At 33.7% G+C, this 18,118-nt stretch carries 20 protein-coding genes; 5 read left to right on the top strand and 15 right to left on the bottom strand.

Annotated features, from left to right (window positions below; genetic code table 11):
- Nucleotides 1-128: 128 nt before the first annotated feature.
- The 3 genes from HZI73_RS12600 to HZI73_RS12590 all read right to left on the bottom strand — a co-directional run bounded on the left by HZI73_RS12600 (nucleotide 129) and on the right by HZI73_RS12590 (nucleotide 2,314).
- Complete coding sequence (locus tag HZI73_RS12600; protein WP_212698574.1) at nucleotides 129-710, bottom strand: hypothetical protein; 582 nt, start codon at nucleotides 708-710, stop codon at nucleotides 129-131.
- Nucleotides 697-1,662, bottom strand: a complete 966-nt coding sequence (locus HZI73_RS12595; protein WP_212698573.1) for a hypothetical protein — start codon at nucleotides 1,660-1,662, stop codon at nucleotides 697-699. The genes HZI73_RS12600 and HZI73_RS12595 overlap by 14 nt, the downstream gene beginning before the upstream one ends.
- A 157-nt stretch (nucleotides 1,663-1,819) precedes the next feature.
- Entirely contained in the window at nucleotides 1,820-2,314 is a 495-nt protein-coding gene (locus HZI73_RS12590; RefSeq protein WP_212698572.1) for a metallophosphoesterase family protein, read from the bottom strand.
- A 366-nt stretch (nucleotides 2,315-2,680) separates the two neighbouring features.
- On the opposite strand from HZI73_RS12590, the gene HZI73_RS12585 reads away from it, so the two are divergent.
- Nucleotides 2,681-3,463, top strand: a complete 783-nt coding sequence (locus HZI73_RS12585; RefSeq protein ID WP_212698571.1) for an endonuclease/exonuclease/phosphatase family protein — start codon at nucleotides 2,681-2,683, stop codon at nucleotides 3,461-3,463.
- A gap of 93 nt (nucleotides 3,464-3,556) precedes the next feature.
- Here the strand turns inward: HZI73_RS12585 and HZI73_RS12580 are convergent, their stop codons facing one another.
- The 6 genes from HZI73_RS12580 to HZI73_RS12555 form a co-directional block, all read right to left on the bottom strand.
- A complete protein-coding gene (locus HZI73_RS12580) occupies nucleotides 3,557-3,973 on the bottom strand; it encodes a hypothetical protein (protein ID WP_212698570.1) in 417 nt (138 codons plus the stop codon).
- A 301-nt stretch (nucleotides 3,974-4,274) separates the two neighbouring features.
- Nucleotides 4,275-5,297, bottom strand: coding sequence for a hypothetical protein (locus HZI73_RS12575; protein ID WP_212698569.1), 1,023 nt, complete (start codon nucleotides 5,295-5,297; stop codon nucleotides 4,275-4,277).
- Between the two features lie 20 nt (nucleotides 5,298-5,317).
- The gene (locus tag HZI73_RS12570; RefSeq protein WP_212698568.1) at nucleotides 5,318-6,229 is read right to left on the bottom strand and encodes a DMT family transporter; all 912 of its coding nucleotides are present in this window, start codon (nucleotides 6,227-6,229) and stop codon (nucleotides 5,318-5,320) included.
- A gap of 174 nt (nucleotides 6,230-6,403) precedes the next feature.
- Nucleotides 6,404-6,766, bottom strand: a complete 363-nt coding sequence (locus tag HZI73_RS12565; RefSeq protein ID WP_212698567.1) for a hypothetical protein — start codon at nucleotides 6,764-6,766, stop codon at nucleotides 6,404-6,406.
- A 180-nt stretch (nucleotides 6,767-6,946) separates the two neighbouring features.
- Entirely contained in the window at nucleotides 6,947-7,852 is a 906-nt protein-coding gene (locus HZI73_RS12560) for a GNAT family N-acetyltransferase (RefSeq protein ID WP_212698566.1), read from the bottom strand.
- Between the two features lie 337 nt (nucleotides 7,853-8,189).
- Entirely contained in the window at nucleotides 8,190-9,011 is an 822-nt protein-coding gene (locus HZI73_RS12555) for a hypothetical protein (protein ID WP_212698565.1), read from the bottom strand.
- Between the two features lie 384 nt (nucleotides 9,012-9,395).
- On the opposite strand from HZI73_RS12555, the gene HZI73_RS12550 reads away from it, so the two are divergent.
- Nucleotides 9,396-10,097 (top strand): DUF421 domain-containing protein, encoded by a 702-nt coding sequence (locus HZI73_RS12550; protein WP_212698564.1) that lies wholly within the window; start codon nucleotides 9,396-9,398, stop codon nucleotides 10,095-10,097.
- A gap of 135 nt (nucleotides 10,098-10,232) precedes the next feature.
- Nucleotides 10,233-11,267, top strand: a complete 1,035-nt coding sequence (locus HZI73_RS12545; protein WP_212698563.1) for a threonine aldolase family protein — start codon at nucleotides 10,233-10,235, stop codon at nucleotides 11,265-11,267.
- Between the two features lie 96 nt (nucleotides 11,268-11,363).
- Here HZI73_RS12545 and HZI73_RS12540 read toward each other — a convergent pair whose 3' ends face one another.
- Nucleotides 11,364-12,476 carry a uroporphyrinogen decarboxylase/cobalamine-independent methonine synthase family protein gene (locus tag HZI73_RS12540; RefSeq protein WP_212698562.1) on the bottom strand — a complete coding sequence of 371 codons (1,113 nt, stop codon included), beginning with the start codon at nucleotides 12,474-12,476 and terminating at the stop codon, nucleotides 11,364-11,366.
- Between the two features lie 207 nt (nucleotides 12,477-12,683).
- Between HZI73_RS12540 and HZI73_RS12535 the strand changes: the two genes are divergently transcribed.
- Together HZI73_RS12535 and HZI73_RS12530 are read left to right on the top strand one after the other, a co-directional pair.
- A complete protein-coding gene (locus HZI73_RS12535) occupies nucleotides 12,684-13,532 on the top strand; it encodes an AraC family transcriptional regulator (protein ID WP_212698561.1) in 849 nt (282 codons plus the stop codon).
- Nucleotides 13,533-13,616: 84 nt separating this feature from the next.
- Nucleotides 13,617-13,823: a heavy-metal-associated domain-containing protein gene (locus HZI73_RS12530; RefSeq protein ID WP_212698560.1), complete on the top strand. Its 207-nt coding sequence runs from the start codon at nucleotides 13,617-13,619 to the stop codon at nucleotides 13,821-13,823.
- An 85-nt stretch (nucleotides 13,824-13,908) separates the two neighbouring features.
- Here the strand turns inward: HZI73_RS12530 and HZI73_RS12525 are convergent, their stop codons facing one another.
- The 5 genes from HZI73_RS12525 to HZI73_RS12505 form a co-directional block, all read right to left on the bottom strand.
- The gene (locus tag HZI73_RS12525; protein ID WP_212698559.1) at nucleotides 13,909-15,282 is read right to left on the bottom strand and encodes a glycosyl hydrolase family 18 protein; all 1,374 of its coding nucleotides are present in this window, start codon (nucleotides 15,280-15,282) and stop codon (nucleotides 13,909-13,911) included.
- A gap of 142 nt (nucleotides 15,283-15,424) precedes the next feature.
- Entirely contained in the window at nucleotides 15,425-16,126 is a 702-nt protein-coding gene (locus HZI73_RS12520) for a M48 family metallopeptidase (protein WP_212698558.1), read from the bottom strand.
- Nucleotides 16,127-16,131: 5 nt separating this feature from the next.
- Nucleotides 16,132-16,788 (bottom strand): undecaprenyl diphosphate synthase family protein, encoded by a 657-nt coding sequence (locus HZI73_RS12515; RefSeq protein WP_212698557.1) that lies wholly within the window; start codon nucleotides 16,786-16,788, stop codon nucleotides 16,132-16,134.
- Between the two features lie 127 nt (nucleotides 16,789-16,915).
- Nucleotides 16,916-17,755 carry a class I SAM-dependent methyltransferase gene (locus tag HZI73_RS12510; RefSeq protein ID WP_212698556.1) on the bottom strand — a complete coding sequence of 280 codons (840 nt, stop codon included), beginning with the start codon at nucleotides 17,753-17,755 and terminating at the stop codon, nucleotides 16,916-16,918.
- Nucleotides 17,756-17,789: 34 nt separating this feature from the next.
- The gene (locus tag HZI73_RS12505; RefSeq protein WP_212698555.1) at nucleotides 17,790-18,086 is read right to left on the bottom strand and encodes a DUF2651 family protein; all 297 of its coding nucleotides are present in this window, start codon (nucleotides 18,084-18,086) and stop codon (nucleotides 17,790-17,792) included.
- Nucleotides 18,087-18,118 lie beyond the last annotated feature (32 nt).

The following is an 18,118-nucleotide window of genomic DNA, read 5'->3' as shown; positions in this document are numbered from 1 at the left end:
CTATCGAATAACTCCATTATTATCATCATATCAAATTTTCACCTATATATCCACTATAGAATAATGTACTCCTATTGTACGTAAGTTATTTAAACTACCACTTCTGGCACCCATAAAAAAAGGATTCATTATACAGAATCCTTTTCATTTTTATCAAGTATATTTTTTTTAAGCCTCTCCACAACTTCAGGTGGAATACTTTTTTTACTTTCTTTAATAGTATCTAAGACTTTATTAATATCTTTTACTGATAGAGCAAAAAAGATTAGTCCATAAATCAAACATATCAATTCAAAAACAGCTAAGAAATCAATAAGATAAGGTGATATCGTATATTGGAAATCTAACACACGCAATAATTTTTCTAAATCTAGAATAAAAATTAAGGCTAGAAAAATAGATATAATATTAAACCACAAACCTGTTATGATCTTGCCATTTTTTTTGTCCATGATGGAAGTACTTCTTAGTTTTTTAATAATGTCTTGGTCTGAAACACTAATGAGCAATCCTAATCCAGTAAACATGAATCCAGCTAAGATCGAAGCAACTGTTAATAAATTAAAATGCAGACCACTGTTATTGATTCCAGTGAGCTCATTTAGTTTAGAATAATCAGATAACCAAGACAGGACACATAGTACGATTGATATGCATAGGGCTGTGTATATTTTTTTCTTCAATGTGTCACCCCTTTTATCCTGCTTCATTAATATTATTGGAATTGGTTATGTAGATTAAATCCTCTCTGTTGGTTCGGTAGGCTTCAAGTAATTGATTGTAAAATTCTTCTGTGATTTCACTTATATTATAGTATATTCTTTGACCGTTTTCAACATGATAGGCCCTTATATCAATGGGGTAACTAAAAAGTCCTGCTTTAAAGTCAAAGTCCTGCATTTTTTCATTAGGACCTTTACCTCGTAATACGGCCTTATTATAGTGTTCTTTCGTTGCGCTTATAGCATCTAAGATTCTTGTAATTTTAGAACTTTCTGTTGTTAGGGGTCTTCTTGCTTCACTCTGAACCACAAGTGTTAAGGAGCGAATATCATCTTTTACGATATCTATAATTTGATTTTCATTAAGGCCAAGTACTTTTTCAAGATATTCTGCATCAGGTATGGGTAAATTAATGGTGATTTTGCTGATTTCAGAACCTGGGTCGTATAGCTTTTTAACGCTTGTCTGGTTAGGTATATTTATGACTTCTGTATAGTACTTATGATGATGTAATCTTAGAATTCGGTTAATAATATTCCCCGATGGAGCTGCTTGAGTTGATACAATTCCAAAAATATGGGTGTCATAGTTTAACAAGAAATATGTAAAAATCTCCACACCTTTTGTGATGGCTTCTTGAGGTGTCAATACATCATTGCTGCCATAGGTGTTGTAATCTCTAAGTAACATGGAACTACTTTCTTTTCTTTTACCTACTCTGCAAAATAAGTATTCCTCTGTATCACTGATGATGTCCATTGTTATGTTATCTTCTCCTGCATTGGATAAAATCAATGAATAGTAATCTTCATTTTGAACTTGTACCGCATACTTATCAAATACTTTACTGAATATTTTTTTTATGCTTTTTGTAGATAATTGATTACTATCTGTTCTGAATAATTTAATTTGATTGAAATACACCTTTTTTGTAGCCATTCCATCACCCCTCATATTCAACAAAAACATATATACTCTATATTATATTAATTGTTGAATCAAAACTCAATATGGAACATTTGTTTTATATTATTTTACCAAAAATATACATTTCAATCCTATTAAGGGGTGGGTCTAAATTGCTCATCACTACAACCTACTCATCCTTATATAATTCTTTTATCTTATCAAAAGCGACAGGTTGATAATCATGATGTTCCACACTTACATTGTAATACTGCTCACCTTCCATCTTATTCCCATGAATATGGCCATGAATGTTGACATACGGCATATGCTTGTTCATATACATGGGTTCATGAGACAGCATATAAAAGTTATCCAGTATAACACCACCATTGATAACATCATTAAATCCTGCGTTGTGCCACCATGCAGCACTATGGCTTCTATCATGGTTGCCTTTTATTAATATTTTATATCCATTTAACTGATGGATGATTACTTTGATTTCATCATAATTGCCAAATGCAAAATCACCTAGATGATAGACTGTGTCTTTATTGGATATGTTTTTATTCCAGTTTTTAATAAGCGACCGATTCATTTCTTCTACGGACTCAAATGGTCTATTTTCATAATGAATAATGTTTTTGTGGTTGAAATGTGTATCACTAATTAAATAAATCATGGTTTCACTTCCCTTAATCTCTTCCTTTTCTTTATCTTTTGTCTAATGATATGTCACCATACGTTATTTACATTCATTTGCATATTGACATATCATCTAAAGTAAGATGATGCATCTTCCAATCATTGACTATCTCTACCTATTGTACTACAAACATCTCTTCTCGTATATCGATATATTTAGAATTGCATTACAGCCCAAATCTATAGTTGTATGTCTGCTGCTCTTAACTACCATATTAGAAAGGTACATCATCCTATGCAAAATTAAATCGATAAACATATTGTAATCTGCTAGCTACCCTACTATAATATAAGAAAACCATAAGAAAGAGATGATATCATGGATAAGGCATCACTTTGTATAATGACGTTTAATATCCGTTATGATAATGATTGGGACAAGGAACATAGCTGGGAATCTAGAAAAGAACGTGTTGTAGAAAAAATAAAAACAATAATGCCCCATTCTTTAGGCATTCAAGAAGGTCTCATTCATCAAGTGAAATACCTTGCTTCTAAGCTTCAGCATTATGACTATGCAGGTATCGCTCGTGAAGATGGTCATGAAAAAGGTGAATTTGCTGCAATTTTCTATGATACCAAGAAGCTTAAACTACTAGAAACTGATACCTTCTGGCTATCTGAAACACCTGAACAAATAGGTAGTTTGGGTTGGGATGCAGATTGTACACGCATATGCACTTGGGCAAAATTCCAAGTGATAAATTCAAACAACGTATTCTATCATTTTAATACGCATTTTGACCATGCTGGTTCAGTGGCTCAGAAAGAAAGTGCAAAACTTATCATAAAAATTATAAAAGAAATCGCAGGTCGTTTTCCTACAGTACTCTCTGGTGATCTGAATGTAACACCTGATTCAGAAGCTTATAACATACTAACTGGCAAAGTATCCACAGAAAATTATCATTCTCACGATTGTTTAAGCGATACATGTCTAAATGAAAAGGGTCACCCTGTCCTGAATGGTACGTTTACGGATTTTGGTCAATGTAAGGACATTCTCAAAATCGATTATATTTTCACCAAAAATACTGTCCAAGTAAAAGAGGCTTGTATTTTGGATAATCCTAAAGATACCGTCACATCTGATCATTATCCCATTATAGCAACAATACGTATTTAGTTCACTATAAAAGGCTATTACATCATGCATTCTACATCTTGCATTTATGCAATAGCCTTCTATTGGTATCATTAATATGTACTATACTTCCAGCTATAAAGTCTCTCCATAATTGTCGAAGAACGCCTCTAGTAAATCTGGATTAATGGGTTTAACAAACCGATAGATAATTTCCATATCGTCTTTTTGAACAGATAAATATTCATTGTTGTAGATTACCAAATTATTATCATCTGTAATAATTCGAACATAGGTCTTGAAATCTTTCTCCCACGGCATGGCCTTTTTAATCCTCTTAGATATAAAAATATTAAATAAATCTACACGTTTTCGCTCATCTTGAATCGTCATTTTATGTCTTCTACCTTGGCATTTTCCAATGGTACATGATCGATATCTTTCAACATTAATCACTTCGCTTACGTATAACGCTTTATTTATAAAGGCAAAGACACCCCAAAAAATAACCCCCACTATGGCAAAAACAATTAAATATTTTATTTTACCCATATTACACCTCTATATTTGTCATCACATATGCCGTTTCTTATGTCATGCAAAAAATATATGCCCCTCTTTTTCTACACTATAAAAAATTATATCACCTTAAAGCGTCATAGTAAAACATTTTTCACCTTGTTAACAAAAATATAATACTTTTTATGTTCTCGTGCAATACTAATGGACACTTAATAATATATTCGTAATCTATTTGTAATATATATGCATTATAACACTTATGAAAAAGGAACTTCATTATCCGTTCATGGATGAAGGTCGTTTCTAAGGATGTGATATAATCGTAATCTTTTTAATGCACCAAATCAGCAATACTTGCCATCTGCTTATTGGTTAAGGGTAATCTTAAATGGATTTGCTGTTTTAATTTGCTTGGAATTGGCTTTCCAATAATTTTATTGGGTTCGATTATATGGGACTTTTCAAGAATATAGGGGGCTGTTTCTATTCTTTGTTGCAAAGACATCCGTGTTCCCCAGAATTGCCTTTGCTCTTCACTGAGTAAGTTAAGTGCTTGTTTAACTTTATTTAAAGCTTGGTTTCCTTTACCACTTGATGGCTTCGATGTTGTTCGTACATTATCTTCAGGTATATCGCCTTGACGAGTTGCAATCTGTGATACCACAATATCCTTTAAGGCATCAAGGGTATAAACATTGCTGCCATCTTTTAAACGTATGATTAATGTTCTTCTATCTTCAGGGCTCAATTGGTTAATAAATGCTAGCTCTTGTTCTTTTAATTCTCTCAACTTGGCATAAGCAGCCTTGCTTGCATGCTTAGTGTGGTTATCCTTCTCAATTGCCTTGAATGCTTTGTCTAACTGTTTATCTGTAAGGGGCAATCCTAGCTGTAGCTGCTCTCGACTAAGCTGAGGCAATGCTTCATAATCTAAAAGATATTGTTGTGCATTTATGATGCCTTCTTGTTTTTTAGATAAGATTTCATCCATCTCACTGTTCATGGACTTTTGTTCTATTAATACTTTTTTAGCTACTCGACCATCAATTCCTGTATACTTTTTAATACATTCCGAGCCAAGTTTATAGGTAATATCCTTCTGGCGATGTTTAACAATGAATTGGTATCGAATAGATCGCCCACATAAACATGTATAAGGTCTTAGCCCCGGTCCACCATCTTTAGTCTCCACTAACACCCATTGATTAATGGTTGCCTCAATATCATCAAGGGTTATTTCATCCTTAAGCTCAATACCACGTAATCGAATAAGTTCTTCCTGCCACATATCTTTAGGTGATCTTTTTATATGTGTGTTCAGAAATGCTCGTTGCTCTTTGTTCAGCTCATTCATGACATAACCCTCCCTTACCATTACGCTACTTTTTTAACATCTTCTACATCCCCCATTTTCTTTGCTTTCCATTTATCTGCAATGACAACACCCACTATGATTAACACACCACCAAAAATCATTAATGGCTCTAACTTGTGTTTTAAAAAGATAAAAGAGCCAATCACAGTAACAAGTGGAATCAAATAGATATAATTGGTTGCTTGTACTGAACCTATTAACATGACCGCTTTATTCCACAGTACATAGCATAGTGCGGATGCAACTATCCCTAAAAATATCAAATTAAAGATGATATTTGCGCTCCACCCTTTTGATACCATATCCGCACCAAATAACTTGATAAATGGCAAGGTTGTTAGTATACCGTAGAAAAATGTTTTTCTCACCATATAGATGGGATGATAATTGCCAGTTAACTTTCTTAGACTCACAGAGTATATGCCCCACATAACGGCAGCGGCAAGAGCTAAAAAATCACCTAAAGGATTAATGGCTAACTTCACTTGACTATTATACATGACAAAAAACACACCAATGATGCAAAATGCAAAGCCCACCAAGATGCTCTTGTCAAATTTCTCATCTTGAGAAAAGAAATGTGCAATAATGGCTGTATACAGCGGTGCTGTAGTCAGTATAAAAGCCACATTACTGGGCAAAGTATATGTTAAGCTTATATTCTCTGCAATAAAATATAACGATACCCCTGATAACCCTAGAATAAAAAATATGAACTCTTCTTTGAGAGATAGAAATTTGAAATTCTTAGGATATATCGCACATAATAATAGAAACGCCATACCAAATCGAAACACCATAATCTCAATGGGATCTAAAACATCTAACAGTACCGCTGTGGATATAAATGTCAGTCCCCATATAATAATTGCAAATAAGGCAAAAACATGGCCCATTACTTTTTTTGACATATGTAAATCCTCTCTTTTTTATAGAATGACTGTTCTTGCTTAATGTTACTATAATTATAATTTATTGTAAATATATTTTGTACTTCTTTTAACAACTTATAATCTATTATTCCAGCTAACAGATGATACCGATTAAGACAGAAAAAGCACCTTCATGGGGTGCTTTTTTTTATATCACTCATCAAATGAACAGTCAATATCATCTGAACCGCTATCTTCATAAGTGTCGAAGCTATTATTTTCATAGATTTCATAGCTATTATCTTCGTATACTTCATTGTCATCGTTTTCATCATCCTCAATATAGCTATCATCACCATAATCTTCGCTTTCAGAAGTGACTGCATAGAGTGTTTCATACGCATCATCATCCATCATCTCTTCATTTGCATCATACATGTCTTCTCCCTCTCCCCCTCTAGAGGCATGTTTTCTCAATCGAGAGAATACAAGAAATATCAAGCAACCAATAATGATAAACCAAACAATACCAGATGGATTCTGATTAACACTCACCACATAGAATAAATAATTCATAATTTCCCCCTTTAATGATTTAAATACTACCATAATATAACATTTATCGCCGATACATTCAATATTTATCTGAACATTTATTAAAATCTTTCTTCTTTAACATGAAAAAGGCAGCGAAACCTATCACTACCTTTTCAAATTTCCCTTCTATTATGGATGATGCATATATGTTTAAATCAATTATTCGTTTGTTAAGTCATAATGAAAACATGCTACGGCTTCCACTTGTTTAAACCCTTCTTGGATATACAACGATTTCGCTCTTTCATTTTCTGCATTGACACAGAGTGTCGTTCTTGTATATGATTTTTCTTTGGCAAATTGTAACGAGGCTCGTAATAAACACCGCCCTAAACCTTTACCTTGATAGTCCGGTATTATGGCAAGTGGTCCTATATTCATGGCTGGGAAACCTTCATAGTCATCTTTTTCTCCTTTAACTATACCTATGGGTCTATCCTGGTCATAAAGAATCATCATACCTCCTTCTATGTATTCATTTTCTGCAATCATTTTTTTAACATTTTCAGGTGTAATCGGTGTTTCACTACCTTTTAACTTAGCAAACCCAGCATTTCGAACATCACACCATACTTCTTCATCCATATCAGGTTGAAAAGGGCGAATTGTATAGCCTTCTGGAAAATTATATGCTGGTACATCCCGTTGGTCTCTTACCAAAAAATAAGAATATCTTTCTATTGTAAAATGGAGTTGTTTTATATCGTTCATCAATTGTTTATTGATAATAGGAACAAATAAATAGACATTATCTAAACCACCTGTATGCAGTAATATAGCTTTCATGAGCAGGTTGTAATAAGCAAAACCTTCTATTTCAGAGTGAAATATTCGAAAACGTGCCCTTTTGCCCCTTCGGTTATAATCATCTATAATAAGTGATACCGCTGCTACCATATTTCCTTGACCATTTATACCAACATAAGTTGGATTCTCATGATTAAGTTGAAATGCATCCAGATCTTCATCGTATAGATAAGACTCGTCAACTTCATGTCGATGTTTCTTACAGTAATTAATAAATTCTTGAATCCTTTCATTTTTTAACGCTTGTACTTCCATCATGTCATTCACCCTTTATAAGTATTCATGTTCCAACATCCTAGCTTTCGTATACCAGTTAACATTTTATCTTGCCATTATTTAGAGTATAGTTTATTTTTAATTGACCGTCAATGTACTGTTAGCGTCTTATGCTTGATTAACAAACTCTACACACTTTTCTATATCCATGGTATATATTACTTGATTATTAAAGTTTTTGATTCTCTGTACCATAAATCTTTAATAATATGTGTAAAACGAGCCTATCAACAATTGATAGACCCGTCTTAATATACTAATAACCACTTAATATTTTGTAGAACAGTGTATTATTTTATATGCTCATTATGCTTTATGATTAATTGTTCCAACATTTGAAATGATAACTTTCATTATCAGCACTTCCGTTTACTGTTACATAAACTCTATAGTGATGGTACTGCTGAGCATTAAAAGGGATAACTTTTGATTGACCTAAAGTATCTAAATAACCTTCGTAAACATATTGGTGGGTAATCATATCATATACAAAAAAATAGAAGTTAGCATCGCTGCCAGGATAAAATACAAAATTTTTACTTCCACTGTTTTTAGCAGTAAACATAAAATAGTCTTCATCATTAGAATCAGAAATTTTAGCACTTATTAGAGCATCTTCTGTACTAAGTTTGTTAACGCATTCTATTGTGTTGTTAAACTCCGATTCTTTACTATCAATAGTAACTGATTCATACGAAGTTTCACCAGATAAGGATGCTTCATATCTTGAGTTATTACCATTACTTGATTTAATCATAATAATACACTCATGATCTGCTTCAAAGGAAAATTCTTTAGTAATGGTTCCGCTAATATCACCATAATGTATAAGCTTATTATCATCAGTTCTATCAATAATGTAGTAATTAAATGTGGTACCATCCTGATCAATAAACAAGAATGTTAATTTCTTTCTTTCATCAGGTGTGTAAGAAAAGTAATCTACATCATTACTATCACTTATTTGTCCACTAAAAGGCTGTCCAAGTTGAATTATGTTAGCATCATCCCTTGTGTTATTAGGTTCAATTTCCTGATTATAGATTGGAACGCCAGCATAGATACTATTATTGAAACAAACCATTAGAAACATCATCGTAATACATAAACTAATTCTTTTAATACATTTCTTATTAATCATTCTCTTATTCTCCTCTTATTTTCATTTTAGTGGTTAATTGTTATTTAGAATTAAAATATTTTGTCATTCTTATTGTATGAATATATTCACCCTTATATTAAATTATGCTATGTACTCCTCCTTTCATATTCCTTATAACAGTAACCTTGTTTATTTTATCATATATTTTTTTATTTTTTTGTCAAATCTTGTCCAATAAGATATTAAGTTTTATATTTATTTTTTATATCTTTTTTTTTAGCATATTTAATTTATTTTCATCATACTACATCAAAATAATAACAAAATACTACTAACTTCTTACTGCCCTTTTCTATTATAAATAATTATATTCCAACACATTTGGGAAAACTATAACCAATCGAAAACAAAGGAGCTAGTTCAATGAATATATATCTCACTATTGCATTTAGAATAATTACGATTATGAGCATCTTATTAGTATCCATTATCCTTATATATGGTAAGCGACCAATTGGTGAGCTCCCAGTATTTGATTTTTTAACCATACTCGTTATAGGTTCTGTTACTGGTGCAGATATTGCAGAACCGGATGTGCCCCATTTGCATATCATTTATGCCATTATTGTCATGTTTGCATTTCAAAGATTGATTACGCTGGTTTACTTAAAATCTGATCTGTTTAGAAAACGTGTCACTTTTCCTCCAATGGTTGTGGTTAAAGATGGTAAGATGATTTATGCCAATCTAAAAAAAGCTAAAATTTCTATTGATGAAATATTAATGCTATTAAGAGAAAAAGATATATTTGACATCAATGATGTCAAATATGGTATCCTTGAGCCTAGCGGCGTTATTTCCGTTCTACGCAAAAATTTTGCTGAGCCTGTCACCAAAAAAGATATGGCTGCACCTTCTCAAGCTACGGCATATAAACATTCGATTATCATAGATGGTAAACTCCAATATGAAAACATTGCCTTCCTTGGTTCATCTAAAGAAGAGATTATTCGACTGATTAACGGCCAGGGTTACCCTAATGTTTCCGACATTTTCTATGCTTCTATGGATAAAAACAAAACCCTATCGATCTCTCCTTATGATATTAATCAGGATGACATCTGACATGGCTAATTGGGCTGGTATACATTTACTCCATAGGATGTTATAGTATATGTGTTGGTATTTTGAAGCCAAGTTACGTTATGCATAATGCACAACTTGAAAAGCACGTAAACAGAAATATTGGAGGATAATCGTATGTATAGTTTTATGAATGATTATAGTGAAGGAGCACATCCTAGAATTCTACATGCACTAATAGAAACAAACATGGTACAAGCAAAGGGTTATGGCGAAGATATGTTTACACAAGAAGCCATTACCTTAATCAAAGATAAAATAAACAGCCCTAATAGTGATATACACTTTTTCTCAGGCGGTACACAAACCAATTTGACAGTGATATCTGCGTTCTTACGTCCTCATGAAGCCGCTATTGCAGCTACAACAGGTCATGTACTTGTCCATGAGGCCGGCGCAATTGAAGCAACAGGACATAAAATCATTGGATTAGAAGTTAGTGATGGTAAACTTAATCCAGAACATATTGCATCAGCCTTAAGTGTACATACAGATGAACATATGGTTAAACCAAAACTTGTGTATATCTCTAATTCCACAGAAGTTGGAACCATTTACACAAAAAAAGAACTTGAAGAGATTAGTCGGTTTTGTTGTGATCACCAACTCTATCTATTTATTGATGGTGCAAGACTTGGGTCAGCTCTGTCTTCTTCACAGAATGACCTTACCTTACCTGACTTAGCTAGGTTATCCGACGCCTTTTATATTGGCGGTACAAAGAATGGCGCACTTATTGGTGAAGCTCTCGTGATAAACTCCAAATGTCTACAAGAGGATTTTCGATTCCATATGAAACAAAAAGGAGCACTGCTGGCTAAAGGAAGAATTCTAAGCTTGCAGTTTTTAGAACTCTTTAAAGACAACTTATTCTTTGATCTTGCAACCCATGCTAATCAGATGGCTTGGCTTATGCAAGAAGCCATTGATTTACTGGGTTATAAATTTTTGGTGCATCCGTCTACCAATCAACTCTTTCCAATTTTGCCAAACAGCATCATTCAACAACTTGAAGAAAACTATCAGTTTTACAGATGGTCAGAAGTTGATAAAGAGCATTCTTCCATTCGACTGGTCACTTCCTGGGCTACAACGGATAAAATGGTAACGTCATTTATTGAAGACCTTAAGCAATTAACACATTCAAACTAAAGCATTCAAAAGGTCATCTACAAGTAATTACTAACTGTAGATGACCTTATGTAGTATTAAAAATTCATGATCGTATGATTTAACTTTTACACCATTCTATAAGAATTCATGGCAATGCCTTAACTTAATAGCCTCTTCATAAGAAGGGGCATAGGATTGCAAGGTAATGCCTGTATCAAATGTCCCTCTATAATTTTGATACTCCTCTGCCGATAAATGATAGCTGATTATAGCCGTTTTATTCGCTTCAAAACGTTCTTTTAAGAGATCTAAATAGGTTTCACCAAACTCCACATTACCCATGTGTCCAAAATTCATACCTTGGTTATAGGGTGTCTCAGCCATATCAAATACAATCTGGTCTGCTCTTCCACAAAAATGAATACTTCCTGAACCAAATGTTTCAAGAATCTTCGTGTCATAGGGTAATACAAATTCTTCAAACATGGCTTTTGATAAGTTCACAGCTGAATCATTACGCAATAATACCTTTCCTTTATATAATGAACCCCAATGGTAGTTAAAGGCGCCTTGCTCATTAATAATCTCATCGTTCAAATAACCTTTTAACTTCTTCATCAGTTGGATATATGTTTCTGTGACTAAGTTCATGAGCTCATGTACCAAGTCAGGTGTATCGTACATGGCTATATAAATATCTGGTCCCCATATAAGGTGTGCTACATCAAATGGTCCTTGAAGATCGGGATGATATAATTTAATATAGGTATTACACTTTTCATAGGGTTGTAACTGCTCTCTGTAGTACTCGTAAGTTTCCGTCATTCTTTTTCCAAAACCTGTATGAAGGTCAGGCACACCACGATGAATAATGTCACGAATCATGTCAACACTGTCCACATGATCTACCCATGGCAGATTGGTATCTTTAACAACACGTGATATCATGCCAAAGAGGCTTGGTAACGTACCAACACCGTAATTGGAACGTAAGGTGAGCAAGCCATCGTCTTTAGACTCTACTGACGTTACGCCTCCTGCTAATTCGTTATACAACATATTTTCCATATTTTCAAAAGTAGCACCATAGGGCAACTTAGCAAACTTATGTTGTGGATACATAATACGGATTGGTAATCGTTCCATTGGTTTATAATGTAAGGCATTAATAAGCTTGTTTTCAACTTGATCCAAATGCTCAGGCTCAATGTTTTCCTCTAAGTATGCCAATATATCTTGTAATGCCATCTGTCTTTCACTCCTTTTATGATAAAGTATATCATAACTATAACACACAACATTAGTAAGTTCTTGCTCTATATTACTAATATTCTTGCATATCTTGTGTTTTTTGATATAATGTAAGAAAACCATCCATGCCTTAAGGCTATAGTTTTTAGAGGTTATCATCATAATAGAGAATTCAGGAACGACTTAACGATAGAGGTGATGTATATGGATAATGCACACATGGGAAAAACCCTTTTTTCTACAGATTTTCAAGTGTTCCATCAACGTTCAGACCATTATACCATGGATTTTCATTTTCATGATTTATTTGAAATTTATTTTAATGTTTCTGGTGGTGACCGGTATTTAATTGAAAATAAAGTATATAAAAATAATCCAGGTGATCTCTTTGTTCTGAATAACTATGAAGTGCATAAAGTTATGGCTAAAAAAGATACCACATATGAACGTGTTATTATCATTTTTAAACCTGAATATATCGATCATTTTTCTATAGAAGACAACAACCTTCTTCAATGTTTTCTTAGACGAAAAAGAGGACATTTTAACAAAATCCATCTCTCAAAAGAGCAGCAAAGGGTATTTTTAAACCATGTTACACATTTAACTACCATTCAAAAAGAAAAATTTGGTAGTAACTTATTAAAAAAAACTTATTTTATTCAATTACTCATCTATATCAATCAATGGTTTATGGATGAAACACACAATAAGTATCAAGACCAAATCTATGATATTCATGAAACCGTGGAAAAAATAATTGATTATATTGACCATCATTTAGCAGATCATATGTCTTTAGAACAACTGGCTAAAGAATTTAATATTAGTAAATACTATCTATGTCAACTTTTTAAAAAAAATACAGGTGTAACTGTCAATCACTATATTACTGCAAGACGAATAGCAGAAGCCAAAAAATTACTTCATGCACATAAAAATGTCAGCGAAGTGGCTGAACGCACTGGATTTAATGATTATACCCACTTTATTCGTACATTCAAAAAATGGGTTGGTATGCCACCAAAACGTTATACTCGCACATTTTACTAATATTCTTCCCAAGAATTATCGCGTATATAAAGACTCCGAAATTCAAAAAATAAAGTTAAGAAATAATTTAAAAGGGATGATAGGATGAATCATATACGTATTAGGGTGGATGGTATTAGAAGTGACACAGAAAAACAACAAATAAAAAATGCACTGGATAAATTTGAAGGGGTCAGAGAGGTAGCTGTTGACCCTACGACACGCTCAATTAGTGTAAAATTTAATCCCCCATCAACAGAACAAGAAATTGTGGATTGTATCAGGTCAACAGGTCATGACCCAATATCCTAAATAATTACTTAAAAAGCAGACCCTTAGGAGATACAAGAAGGGTCTGCCTTATTTTTAGTCATTAACACAGGATAATAGTTTTTCCTTATGGTATCAAGTTGCTCATCTGATACCAAATGTCAAAACCAGCTTCTTGGCCAAATGGACCATAATAGTTTGGTATGGTGCCTATGCGCCATAGGGATATACCAGCTAAATCATAGTCATGAGCTAATTTTATTTTAGCCAACACACTATCCCAGTTTTCATACCAAATATAATTATCCTGATTTTTATCGTTTACATAAGTAAGATAGGGATTTTCATACACCTTATTATAATGAATCACATCCTGTATATCCTTTTTTTGCTTCTCTGTCTTCATTAATTCATGATACATACGATCATACACACGCCCGTAAGTTGGTGATGATGTAATGCGGGAATAAGTACCTTTTCCTTGTCCCACCCACTGTGTAACACCAAAGCTAATCTGTAAAATAATCTTATCCCGATACGACTCACCAACTTTATCAATCAGTGTCTCAATATCCTGCTTAATCACCTGTATTGGGCTAGGAGGGCTTTTAGTCAACTGAGCGTATAGACTTGTTCTAGCTTTTGTATCAAAGTCATGTTCCATTAGAATCATATAATCCACAATATCCAATATATCTTTATAATGATGGTAACCAAAATATTTGACTGAGGGTACGGCTACTTGAATCGTTTTTTCTTCACCTAGTGCTTCACGTAACTTTTTAAGAAAAAGTACATAGGCTTCCTGATCTTCTCTATTCACATTTTCAAAATCAATGGTAACACCATCAAATGATAACTTTGCATAAGATGCGTGTTTACCATGAACAGCTTTTACAATATCGCTAACAATTTTATCTGTATGTTTAAAAATGTCTTTAAAATAATCGTTACGGTTACTGTTATCATCAGCAAAGACCATCAGCGATTTTGAAACCTGAGAGTCGTTAACTTTCTCCAGGGTTTTATCATAACCATTAGGTACCCAAAAATCCCTTCCATTGAACACAAGTTCAACACCTTCTTTGGTTTTGTCGATACGACTCCAACCAAAAGATATGGCATCAAAATTATTCAATGTTTTGCCTCGATAGAATTCACTAAATTGGTCATAGGATGCAATGGCATAGAAACCATGAAGTACAAAGTCTTCTCTTAATTTAAAAGGTACTTTTGTCTGGTCACTAATTTCCAGCTTATCCCCCTTCTTCAATAATGTCTTATCCAATAGGGTAGCTGCATCTTCTATAGGCACATACGTCTGATCTTGGTAGGTGATCGACTTTACCTCTTCCTGCTTATCCCCATAAACCAAGGTTAACGACTTGATCCATTCTTCCAGTACCTCTGATATAGGTGCGGCACTGACAATTGCCCCCATGGATAGACTTGCTAGAATGATTATACCTACTATTCTTGTTAGCACTTTTTTCTTACGCATTATACACTCTCCTCATAAGTGATTGTTTTATCCTATACGTTTTATTATGTTTACCATTTGCACGCACGATGTACTGAATATGTATAGGAATAGATATATTATACCCCATTATGTTATTAAATGGGGTATCTTTCCTATTTTATTAATACAAATTTAATCGAGGTGCGTTTTCTTTTAACCATGCTTTACCTTGATGGTAATTGGGCAATATATTTTCCACTAACTGCCAAAAATCTTTGGAATGATTCATATGCCTAAGATGGCACATCTCATGAACCACCACATAATCTAAAGCATATGGTGGTGCCATCGATAGTTTCCAATTAAAATTGAGATTCTTCAAAGAACTACAGCTTCCCCATCTTGTTTTTTGTTGTTTAATCACCACACGATTGGGTTCTACTTGTATATACTTCTTATAATGATTTATCCGCTCTAACACCAGCATACGCGTAGCCTTACGATAGAAAATCTCTAACAAATCTCTGTATAAGGTTAAGTCCTTGGTAGGTGTGGTTATCTTAAAGCCTGCGTCAAAAATAAGATGAGCACGGACAACAGCTTTATCCAAAGTTATCTCAAGGGGATACTCTTTTCCTTGGAATAAGAAAAGCTCCCCATTGACATATTTTTTCTTAGGAACTGCTCTTTTTTGGTGTTCATCCAATTTTTTAATAATCCAAGGAGCTTTATTGGTTACAAGCTGGGCTATACGTTCTTGAGGAATACCAACTGGTGCTTTTACGACTATATTGCCATCTTGATTGATTCCGATGGCCAGGGTTTTTCTTTTACTATATTGAACATGATAGTCTATGGTTTGGTCATGGTATGTTAATTTCATCTCGATTAACCACCCAATGTGACATCTGTTGTCTGGTACCAATTAAGTGCTTCTAAAAAATGTTCCTTTTTAAAATCTGGCCAATAATCGTCAATCACATAGATATCCGAATAAACAGACTGTACAGGTAAGAAGCCGCTTAAGCGTCTACGACCACCCCATCTTATAATTAAGTCAATCCGTGAAATATCAGAAGAAGCAATACCAGCGGTACACATGTTCCCTGATTTTTGAGTTCCCCATCCTTGATTTAAATCCCACTTCCAATCATAGTTTACTAGGAAATTAAGATTAATAAGACCTTTGCCAAATTTCACTCTTTTGTTGGCGTAGGGTAATAATGCTTTTGGAAAAACAGAGGATTCTTGGTTACCTATCACAAGAAGGTTAGCATCCCGATGGGCTAAATGATCCACTGCCTGAACACATGCGTCGATAAACGCTGCTTTTTGATTAGCAGGCCGCTTGGTATTATCATGGGTAAATCCATAAAAAGTTGCTTCTTCTACACCATGAGCTAACATTAATTCGTAGAGTTGAAAACCCGGGTCTATACCGTGAAAATAACCATCCTTTTTATGCAATTGGTTTTCTACAGCCCATCTTCTATTGCCATCAGGTATAATCCCTATATGTTTAGGTACTTTTTTATATTCATTCATATTGTTTACTCCTTTGTCATCTTAAGTAGTGAAAGTATATGCTTACATTTTGTTCTACTAAAGCTATTTACGATTGGGAGTATATCTATTCATTTGAAGTCGCATAAATTTAATAAACTTAGGTATCTTACAACTTGGCTATTACATAATATACAGAGCGTTTAAATGTATACCCCTCTTTAGTACGATATTGATCAAGCCCTTGGAAAGCTTCTTTTTTTAATTGTTCAAGCCTATGCTTACCTGTTGCATGGATACGGTCAAAAATACCTCTAACGGCATTTGCATTCATTTCTGCCCACCATTGGTCTTTATTTTCATAGGAAAAAAAATGACTTTCTGGGAAAATCGTAATTTCACTAAATCCTGCACATTGAAAAATAGTTCGTATATTTTTTTCATCCGTTAATGACAGTATTGCTTTATTGTTTTGTTCTTTATTATTATTTATTGACGTGTTATTGGCATTAATTGGGGGTAAATACTTCTGAATAAGACCTTCAATCCAGGGATTATCATCCTGATCATCCCACGTTACCAAACAAAAAGAACCCTTATTAGCTAAAACCCGCCTAATCTCCGCAAAACTATCATCCGTATAGTAAAGATAAGGTAACCCAAATCCATTAACCACATAGTCAAACTTCTGGTTGTTAAATGCTAGTATCGCAGCATCCATTTCTAATATGCTTACGTTAGACAAATGTAATTTTTTTCTACGCTCTTCACATGCTTTTACCATGCCAATAGCAATATCTATTCCTATAACTTGGCCATAATCGCCTACTTTTTTAGCTGCTGGAAATAATGAAGCACCCGTTCCACATCCTACATCTAATACTTTACTCCCTAATGCTAACTGGCTTATCTCTATTAATCGCTGGCCAAAATAGTCCCAATATTTCGGTCCAATCTTTCCATATTCTTTAGCTACTTTATTCCATGTATCAACAACTCTCTTGTTCATTGTTGGGATTCTCCTCTACTTACTTGCAATATCATTAATTCTCAATGATATCTCTTGGTTCTTGACTGGATTGCTGGCGTCGCTTATGTTTAGTCATGATCTCTAATAACCAGGTTATAATGAAACTTAACATGACATAGAGTGAGACCCATGCTAAGAATGCTTTACCTAAGAAGAACCTTGCGATGAACAAATACGTTATTAATACAATACCTGCTACAATAAATTTATCTTTTATTATCACCCCTGCTATAATGCTGTATATGGTGGTGATGACAGGCAATGTAAATAACATTAACATGGCAGTATCCATAAAAAATGTTTCAACCATCTTCTTTCCTCCCCTAAAAGACACTAAATTTA

The organism is Vallitalea pronyensis (assembly GCF_018141445.1).
Classification (GTDB): Bacteria; Bacillota; Clostridia; order Lachnospirales; family Vallitaleaceae; genus Vallitalea; species Vallitalea pronyensis.
Note: the sequence above shows the minus strand (reverse complement) of the source record. Positions and strands in the feature narration are given on the sequence as shown.